Here is an 8,658-nt window from a genome sequence, read left to right as displayed (position 1 = left end):
CCGTACTCGCGCGGCGCCAGCTCGTAGTCGACGAACGTGCCCGGCAGCGTGGGCTCCCCGGCGTGGCCGGAGGCCAGCGCGATGTCCGCCTCGCCGCGCCGGTTCTGCGGGCGCCCGCTGTCGGCGCGGCGGGCGCGCACATGCGCGCGCAGGGGCTCGCTGCGCCCGGCCACCTCCTCGTACGCGGTGCGGGGCAGGACCAGGAGCGTGCAGGTGGTCACCGCCCGTGCGGTGAACTCCCAGGTGCCGGGCTCCTCCGAGACCACCTGGCCGCCGAAGAAGCCGCCGTCGGCGAGCATCCCCAGCCGCGTCTCATCCCCGTACTTGCCGGCGCCGATCTTCTCCACCTTGCCGTGCGCGATGAGGACGACCCGGTCCGCCGGCCGGCCGGCCTGTGCGATGACCTGTCCCGGCTCGTACTCGTGCTGCTGGAAGCGCCCCGCCAGGGCCCGCAGCACCTCGTCGTCCGCGAAGCCGCGCAGCAGCGGCAGCTCGCCCAGCTCCGCCGGGACGACGGAGACCGCCGCCCCTTCCTGCACAAAGGTCACCCGTCCGTCGCCGACCGTGTGGACCAGGCGTCGGTTCACCCGGTACGTCCCGCCGGCGACCTCCACCCAGGGCAGCGTCCGCAGCAGCCAGCGGGAGCTGATGCCCTGCATCTGCGGCACGCTCTTGGTCGTGGTGGCGAGGTTGCGCGCAGCGGCGGTGCCGAGGCTCAACTGGGCGGCGGCGCTCGGTTGTTCCTGTTCCGGACTGTCCGGCGTCACCGCGGTCGTCATCGCTGGTCCTCTCCACGGGAGTTGGGGGGCGCCGTGCCGAGCACGGCCTCGACGCAGGCCGGACGACCTGCCGCGGAAGTGCGCGCCGCAAGTGAAGCAGCGCGTCACGGGGGCGGGCGAGGTGGCCGGAAGGCATCCCTCCTGTTTTCGCCACCCGCCGCGCCCGCCGCGTACCGCGAATGCCGTGTTCAGCGGGAGGAGATGCCCGCAAAGATCGGATATCCGCGCTCCTGAGGACGGCCGGAACCGCGCGAACTGACCCTTGCCACCCGAGCCCGTGTACGAAGATCACCCCGGGCGAAGGCGCACGTCAGGGCGCGTGCCCCGGGGGTGGGCGACCTTGTGCCGCTCCGCCGGCGACTGCTATCCCTTCGGCGAGGACAGCGTGAAATCAAGCCCCCTTGGACGGAGTTGCGGATGACGTCATCAATCCCCGGCACTACCGACGCGCGCGGTCTGCTGGCGCGGCTGCTGTCCGGTCCGACCGGGATCGGGACCGATTCCCTGCGCTTCACGCCTGCCGTCTCCTCCGTGCCGGCGCCGGAAACGGCGGCGGTCCCGGCCACCACGGTGCAGCCGCAGCCGTCCGTGCCCCAACGGTCCGCGCTCCAGCCGTCGGTGCCGCAGCCGTCCGTGCCACCGTCCCCCGCGCCAGCGTCCTCCTCGCAGCGGATCGAGGGGCTCTACTGCCCACCGGCCGTCCGTGACGACCGCGCGCTGGCCGACGAGGTCAACGACCGGCTCGTCGAGTGGGCGGAGAAGGAGGTCGGCCTCTACCCGGAGACCGAGCTGCGGGAGGCGCTCGTCGGCTTCGACGCGGGACGGTCGGTGGTCCTGTGCCACCCCGACGCGCCCGGCATCGATCACCTCATGGCCGCCGCACGCCTGCTGATCGGCGAGAACGCCGTGGACGACTACTTCTGCGAGGTGCAATACGGCGGCACGGCGGACCGCCGCGGCGCGGCACTGGCCGTGGCCCAGTCGGCCATCGACCCCGCCCACAACACCCCGCGTTATGAGGCGGACTGGCGGACCGGGGTGGAATCGCACCCCGCCCTGCGCTCGATGCGGTCGGCCATGGACTACTTCTACGCCCTGGCCACCCCGGCACAGGCGCACCGCTTCCGGCACGACATCGTCAACCTCTACCTCGGGTACAACGCCGAGGGCGACTGCATCAGCCAGGAGCGCACCCCTGCGGTGTGGGAGTACCTGGTGCAGCGGCAGTACAACAGCTTCCGTCCGTGCCTGACCCTCACCGACTCCATCGGCGGCTACGAGCTGCCCGCGCACGTCTACGCCGAGCCGGCGATCCAGCGGGTCGTGGCCCTGTCCTCCAACGCCTCGACCATCTGCAACGACCTGTATTCGCTGCGCAAGGAGCAGGCCAGCGGGCGCTTCCACTACAGCCTGCCCACCGTGATCGCCGCGGAGGAGGAGTGCTCCATCGAGGACGCCTTCCAGAAAGCGATCGCGGTCCACAACGAGATCGTCCACCTCTTCGAGGAGGAGGCCGCCCGGCTCGCCGCCACCAATCCGCTGGTCGCCCGCTTCGTGGCCGGGCTGTCGAACTGGATGAGCGGCAATCACGAATGGCACGCGGGCAACGTCGGCACCCGGTACGCGACCTCTCCCTGACAGGGAAGAGCTACTTCCGCTCCGCGCACACGTAGGTGCTCGTGGCGACCCAGAGCTGGCTCAACTGCTGCGGGCAGCTCCCCCACGAGGTGAACACACGGGACGGTGCCGTGCGGACCTTGTACTCGCCGGCGCGCGACCAGCAGGGCACCTTGATCCAGTCCTGTTTGTCGCGGTGGAGGCAGTCGCCGGCCTTGGCCGACGCCGCGGAGCCGTGCAAGTAGTGGCTGACCCAGCCGGAGAAGCCCGAGTTGAAGGCGTACAGCAGGAGGGCGGCGACGAGGGCGACTGCCGCGTAGCCCCAGTTCTGGGCGGAGGACGACGTCGATGGCGGCTGCGGTGACGGCGCCGGCTGCGGTGACGCCTTGGGCTTCGGGTGGTTGGGTTTCGCGGGCGCGGGCTTCGCGGACTTTGCGGGTTTCGCGGGCGCGGGCGTCGGGGGTTTGCGTTGAGGCCGCTCCACGATGCCGTCGCCGGTCAGGGTCAGTGCGTCGCCCTTGCGATGGACCGTGAGGGTCGTGGGGCGGCGGGGTTCGAGCCGGAGCACGCGGGAGACGCTGCCCAGTGCGCCGGCGTTGACCCGGAGCCTGCGGGCCAAGGTGATCTCGGTCCGGAAGACGGTGGTCGCGCCGTCGGCGATCCAGCCGAGGTGGTCCACTCCGAGGTAGAGGTGGACCGGTTCCCCGCACTGGTTGGTGACCGTCAGCGTCGCCTTGCCGGCGGATTCCTCGGCTGCCGGGGAGGCGGGGACGACTTCGGTAGGGGTTCTTTGCTGCGGCGTCTGCTGCTGCGGCGGCTTCCCGCTCGCCTTGAGCAGGGCCACTGCCTCGGCGATCGTCGGCCGGGCCTTCGGGTCCTTGGCCAGGAGGGCGGATATCAGAGGCTTCAGACGACCGGCCCGGCGCATCGGCGGGGCCTCGTCGTAGCGTACGGCGTGTGCGGAGGCCACCCAAGAGTCGCGCAGAAACGGGGAAATGCCCTCCACCGCCTCGTACAGCGTCACCCCCAGCGAGAACAGGTCGCTGCTCGCCTTGCCGGGCAGGCCCGCGGCGCGCTCGGGGGCGAGGTAGGGCGCCGAGCCGATGACGACCCCGGTCGAGGTGATGCCGGTGCCGGACTCGGGGGCGGCGATGCCGAAGTCGCCGAGCAGGACCTGGTCGTCCTCGGTGACCATGACGTTCGCCGGCTTGACGTCGCGGTGCACGATGCCGAGCCGGTGGGCGGCATCGAGCGCGGCGAGCAGGGCCGTGGCGACCTTCCTGGTGTCGGCGACCGTCAAGGGGCCGGATCTCAGGCGTTCTTGGAGCGTGCCGCCGGCGACCAGCTGCATCACGATCCAGGGAATGTCGCGCTCGACGACCACATCGTGAACGGTGACGATGTTCGGATGGTCGCGCAGCCGGACGGCGCTGAGCGCCTCCAGCTCGGCGCGTTTGAGGAGAGCGGCCCGCTGTTCGGGCGGCATGGGCCCGGTGAGCCAGAGCTCCTTGACGGCGACATCGGTCTGCAGACGAGCGTCGTACGCCTTCCAGACGCGGCCCATGCCGCCCGAGGCGATCGCCTGCACCAACTGGTAGCGGCCTCCGATGACGTCGCCCGCCTGTGCCCCCTGTGTCACTGTGCCCCCGCTCACCGTGAAACGTGTGCGGCGAGCATATAGCCGGGGGCGCTGCTTCAGCCCGGGGCGTAACCGGGAGCACCGCACGACGGCCGGGACGCGATGCCGTCGGTCGAGCCGGGCATCGGCGAGGTCGTGGCCCGGCGCCGACCGCTCCTCAGGCCGCCGGTGCGGGCGGGGACTTCTTGCGGGCGCGGTAGGCGGCTGCCTTGATTTTGTTCCCGCAGGACTCCATGCCGCACCACTGGCGGCGCATGCCCCGCGAGCGGTCGATGTAGGTGCGGGTGCACTCCGGGTTGCCGCATTCCTTGAGCAGGGGCACGTCCGCCCCGCTCAGCAGCTCGACGGCGTGCCGCGCCACCATGGACAGGGCCTCCTCCGGTGTGGCCTGCGTCCATCGCCCGGACGGGGTGAGCTGCGGCACCGCAGGGGGCTTGCGGGCCGCGTTGTTCACCACCGCCAGGGCCGCCCTGTCGTACTCCTCCCCGAGCCGACGGGCGGTCACCAGCTGGTAGACGGCCTCCCGTACGGTCCTCGCCTGCTCGACATCGGCCTGCCCGGCGGGAGAGACCGCGTCGACGAGGCCGGACTCCACGTACCAGGCGTTCAGCCTCTCGGGCGTCGTGAACATCTCGAAGCGCACGGACCGGCGCGCGCGCAGGGTCGCGGCGAAGTCGAGCGCCGGGTTTCCGCATACGAAGACGTGGTCGAGATTCACGTCACCATCCTGGCAGGTGACGGTGAGGTGCGGCAAGATCCGCCGCCCGCACGGTCACAGGCCGAGGTCGACGGCGAGGCAGGAGAAGGACGTCCACGACTTCTCGGGATCGTGGGCGTGGCGCGCCGGGTCGTTCGTCGTGGCGGCCTTCTCCTCGACCATGTCCTCGTGGCGTATGCGCGCGGGCAGCCGGCCGAAGCGTGCCCGGCGTGCCGCCGCGGCGTTGTCCGTGGTGCTGCGCTGTTCCATGAGTGAACTCCGTTCGATGTCGGTTCGGCGTCCGGCGATGACGGCTTCGGCGTCAGCTTGGGCTCGGCTTCAGAAGTGGTCCGCGTCGACGACGGCCCGGGCGAAGGCGGTGGGGGCCTCCTGGGGCAGGTTGTGCCCGATTCCCGGCAGGGTGCGGTGCTCGTACGGGCCCGTGAACCTGTCCCGGTACGAGGAGCCGTTGCCGGCCGGCGTGAAGGGGTCCCGTTCGGCGTCGAGGGTGAGGGCGGGCACCTCGATGACCGGCCTCGCGGCAAGCCGCTTCTCCAGCGCGTCGTAGCGGCGCTCGCCGTCGGCCAGGCTGAGCCGCCAGCGGTAGTTGTGAATGACGACGGCCGCGTAGTCGGGGTTGTCGAAGGCCGCCGCCGTGCGCTCGAAGGTGGCGTCGTCGAAGTCCCACGTCGGGGAGACGGTGTCCCAGACGAGCCTGGTCAGGTCGTGCCGCAAAGTCCTGTCCTCCATGGCGAGCCGACCCCGCTCGGTGGAGAAGTAGTACTGGTACCACCAGGCGTATTCGGCGCGGGCGCCCAGCGGCTCCAGGTTCGCCCGGCGATCGGTGACGAGGTATCCGCCCACCGAGACCAGCGCCTTGCAGCGTTCGGGCCACAGCGCGGCGACGATATCGGCCGTGCGCGAGCCCCAGTCGAAGCCGGCCAGCACCGCCTTGTCGATCCGCAGGGTATCCATCAGGGCGATGAGGTCGAGGGCCAGAGCAGACTGCTGGGCATTGCGGAAGGTCCGCTCGGAGAGGAAACGCGTCGTGCCGTGGCCGCGCAGGTACGGGACGATCACCCGGTAGCCCTCCTCGGCCAGCAGCGGGGCGACGTCGACGTAGCTGTGGATGTCGTACGGCCAGCCGTGCAGACAGATGACCACCGGGCCGTGGGCAGGCCCGAGTTCGGCGTAGCCGACGTTCAGCAGGCCGGCCCTGATCTGCTTCACCTGCGGAAAGGTGCCGGTGGCCGACCCCAAGGCCGCCGCCGCGGGGACGGCCGGTGCGGCGGATGCGGTCTGCGGCCGCTGCAGGCCGGCACCGGCCAGGGACACGGCGGTCGCCCCCGTGCCCAGCCCGAGGGCTCTGCCGAAGCTGCGTCTGCTGACGCCGCGCCTGGTGAAACCACGACTGTCGACCATGCGAATCACTCCGTGCGTTCGGGTGCACCGGCTTCTGCGGGATCGACTGTCGCACAGCGCGCGTCACCAGTCCAGCAGGTGACGCAAGTTCGCGCCACGGTGGCCGGCCGGCTGCGCGCCGACCGGGTCGGCCCCCGCCTTTCAGGACGTTGCGGCCCGTATTTCGCGGGACAGGTCGATCAGTTCACCGGCGAAGAGGTCGACGGCACGCTTGCGGAACTCCTCGGGGGTCAGCCGGACGGGGACGTCGTCCCCCACCCGGCCGACGATGACGCCCGACGGTGCTTCCGCCTTGGCCTCGTCCTCCTCGTCGGTGGTGTCGAGGGAGCATGCGAGCGCGCCGGCGACCGCGGAACGGGCCGACTTGGCCACGCTGAGGTCGTCCAGGGCGAAGCCGATGTAGGCGGCGATCAGCGTGCCGGAGTCGTCGACGACCCGGATCCCCTTCGGGATGCCGTTGCCCCCGCGCGCGGTGAGCGTGACGATGCCGGACTCCGCAGTGGTCAGGGAAAGCTCTGCCCGGGTCGTGCGCAGGTCGGCCAGCGTGTCGTCCGATTCCTTCCCGGCCAGGCGTTCCGCCGCCCGATGGCCTTCGGCGCCCCCTTCGGCCGCCCTGCGGTCGGCTTCCGCGCCCTCCGCCTCGACGATTCCGGGTACCTGCTGCTTCTGTGACATGACGACCACCCCTCCCGCTCGCTCCCCGGCATGCCCGTGTCGCCTACCCCGGCACCGGGCGGCGATGCAGCCCGCGCCCGCGCGGTGGGCAGGGCACCTCCGCCTTATGCGGCGCACGCCCCCGGCAAGGGTGAAGTGCGGACGACGACTTGGCGCCGGGCGCGGCGCCTTGTTCTCGGTTCTTGTCACTGTGAGAACACCATGCGTGCCCTGCCGGTTGCCGCGGCCGTCCGGCGGGTCTTCGTCGCGGGGCACGACGGCGCCCCGTAAGGGACGCGGGGAACTATGCGACGAGCCACCACGCGCCCGCAGACAGGGTGCCGTGCTTCGCCCCGCTTTCGGGGTGGCGCGTCGACTGCGGGCCGTCGGTGGCCGATCGCGCAGTTCCCCGCGCCCCTTACGGGGCGCTCCATGCGCAGTACCGCAGCACCCCGTCTGCGGGCCGTCGGCGGCGTCGTGCCGTTCTGCCCGGAAGTCGCGGGCGGACTCGTGACGCCGCGGCGTCCCGCGGAGCGCCGTGACGGCGGAGTTCCTCGACGGTGCGCGCCGTGCACTGGCGGCAGCGCGGAACGGGGACTGCACCGAAGTACTGCTGATGCCGCGCAGTCCCTCCTGCGGACGCGGCGCGGTGTACGACAGGGCGTTCGCCGGGGGCTGGTGGTGGGGGACGGGGGCACGGGGGCGCTGCTCCAGGGCAGCGGGGTCGCCGTGCGTCCGGCGCCCGGGGTGTGACGCGTAACCCCCGCCACGCCACGGGGCGTCAGTCGCTCGAGAGCGTCCGCAGGAGGTCCGCGGCCTTCGCGTCGGGCAGGGCGTGGGCCACGTCGGCCAGGGCGACCATGCCGACGAGGTCGTGTCCGTCGATGACGGGAAGCCGGCGGACCTGGTGCTCGCCCATCGTGCGCAGGATCTCCTCGGCACCGTCGTCGGCCCCGATGGTGACGGCCTCGCCCTGGGCCAGTTCGCCGGCGGTACAGCTCGCCGGGTCCTTGCCCGCGCCCAGGACCTTCACCACGATGTCCCGGTCGGTGAGCACGCCCTTGAGCTTGTTGTCCGTGCCGCAGACGGGCAGGGCGCCGACGCCCAGGTCGGTCATCTTCCGGGCCGCGTCCAGGACGCTGTCCTGGGCACCGATGCATTCGGCGCCCCGGGTCATGATGTCGCGCGCCGTGGTCATGTCCACTCCTCTCCATGTGTGCGGACCCCTCGGGGGCTTCGCGACACGGCTGCCCGGCCTCCGGCACGACTAACACCCGAATGGCGCAGGCCGAGAGGTCCTGCGACCGGCTCGGGCCGCTGCATTGCACAGGGTCACGATTGCCGCCAGGCTGGAGGAGCACGGCAGGTCGAATTGCAACCCTTTCTCTGCATATCTACGCTGCTAATGCCTGCTGGATATGCCATCGAGAGGTGAGATCATGGGAAACCCGACAATCTCTCCTGACCGAGCGCTTCCCTCTTTCGAGGAAGCCGAGGGCCTGGGACCGCAGGACAGCCAGTTCGTACGCGACCTGGTGGCCGTGTTGGAGAAGCACGGGAACCTCGACAGATTCGGCCTGTGCCTGCTCCACGACCACTTCCCCGTCGCCGACGACGAGGTGCTGGTCGAAACGCACGATGTCGCCGCACGCACCCTGAGCATCCAGGTCGAGAAGGCCGCGACCACCGGCCACACCAAGCCCTCCCAGTGGCGCTTCGTCAAAACCGGTGGTACGGGCGGCGAGCCCGAGGGCCAGGCCTGCCAGGTGATCCTCCAGTGCACTCCCGTCAGCGGCTGCCCCGGTAGTACGGGCACCGCGTCGTGAGACCCTCCCGGGCGTCCTACGACG

The 8,658-nt window shown here is 71.3% G+C and carries 9 protein-coding genes and 1 pseudogene; 3 read left to right on the top strand and 7 right to left on the bottom strand.

Annotated elements, in window-relative coordinates; genetic code table 11:
- Positions 1-779, bottom strand: a 779-nt coding sequence (locus tag AC27L3_RS24055; protein ID WP_487236135.1) for a cyclic nucleotide-binding domain-containing protein, incomplete at its 3' end; no start/stop codon positions are given.
- A 417-nt stretch (positions 780-1,196) separates the two neighbouring features.
- Here AC27L3_RS24055 and AC27L3_RS24050 point away from each other — a divergent pair.
- Entirely contained in the window at positions 1,197-2,417 is a 1,221-nt protein-coding gene (locus AC27L3_RS24050; protein ID WP_487236134.1) for a family 2 encapsulin nanocompartment cargo protein terpene cyclase, read from the top strand.
- A gap of 10 nt (positions 2,418-2,427) precedes the next feature.
- Here AC27L3_RS24050 and AC27L3_RS24045 read toward each other — a convergent pair whose 3' ends face one another.
- The 5 genes from AC27L3_RS24045 to AC27L3_RS24025 form a co-directional block, all read right to left on the bottom strand.
- On the bottom strand, positions 2,428-4,035 hold the full coding sequence (locus AC27L3_RS24045; RefSeq protein WP_487236133.1) for a serine/threonine-protein kinase: 1,608 nt from the start codon (positions 4,033-4,035) through the stop codon (positions 2,428-2,430).
- A 157-nt stretch (positions 4,036-4,192) separates the two neighbouring features.
- Entirely contained in the window at positions 4,193-4,753 is a 561-nt protein-coding gene (locus AC27L3_RS24040) for a CGNR zinc finger domain-containing protein (protein ID WP_487236132.1), read from the bottom strand.
- Between the two features lie 54 nt (positions 4,754-4,807).
- A complete protein-coding gene (locus tag AC27L3_RS24035) occupies positions 4,808-5,002 on the bottom strand; it encodes a hypothetical protein (protein ID WP_487236131.1) in 195 nt (64 codons plus the stop codon).
- A 69-nt stretch (positions 5,003-5,071) separates the two neighbouring features.
- The gene (locus AC27L3_RS24030; RefSeq protein ID WP_487236130.1) at positions 5,072-6,154 is read right to left on the bottom strand and encodes an alpha/beta fold hydrolase; all 1,083 of its coding nucleotides are present in this window, start codon (positions 6,152-6,154) and stop codon (positions 5,072-5,074) included.
- Between the two features lie 141 nt (positions 6,155-6,295).
- Entirely contained in the window at positions 6,296-6,829 is a 534-nt protein-coding gene (locus AC27L3_RS24025; RefSeq protein WP_487236129.1) for a hypothetical protein, read from the bottom strand.
- Positions 6,830-7,240: 411 nt separating this feature from the next.
- Between AC27L3_RS24025 and AC27L3_RS24020 the strand changes: the two are divergent.
- Positions 7,241-7,561: pseudogene (locus AC27L3_RS24020) on the top strand (2-thiouracil desulfurase family protein).
- A gap of 28 nt (positions 7,562-7,589) precedes the next feature.
- On the opposite strand, the gene AC27L3_RS24015 reads toward AC27L3_RS24020, so the two are convergent.
- Positions 7,590-8,006, bottom strand: a complete 417-nt coding sequence (locus AC27L3_RS24015) for a CBS domain-containing protein (RefSeq protein ID WP_487236128.1) — start codon at positions 8,004-8,006, stop codon at positions 7,590-7,592.
- Positions 8,007-8,247: 241 nt separating this feature from the next.
- Between AC27L3_RS24015 and AC27L3_RS24010 the strand changes: the two genes are divergently transcribed.
- A complete protein-coding gene (locus AC27L3_RS24010) occupies positions 8,248-8,634 on the top strand; it encodes a hypothetical protein (protein ID WP_487236127.1) in 387 nt (128 codons plus the stop codon).
- Positions 8,635-8,658: the final 24 nt, after the last annotated feature.

Source organism: Streptomyces sp. PKA51, assembly GCF_057552455.1.
The sequence above is the reverse complement of the archived record's forward strand: the minus strand, read 5'-3'. Positions and strand labels throughout refer to the sequence as shown.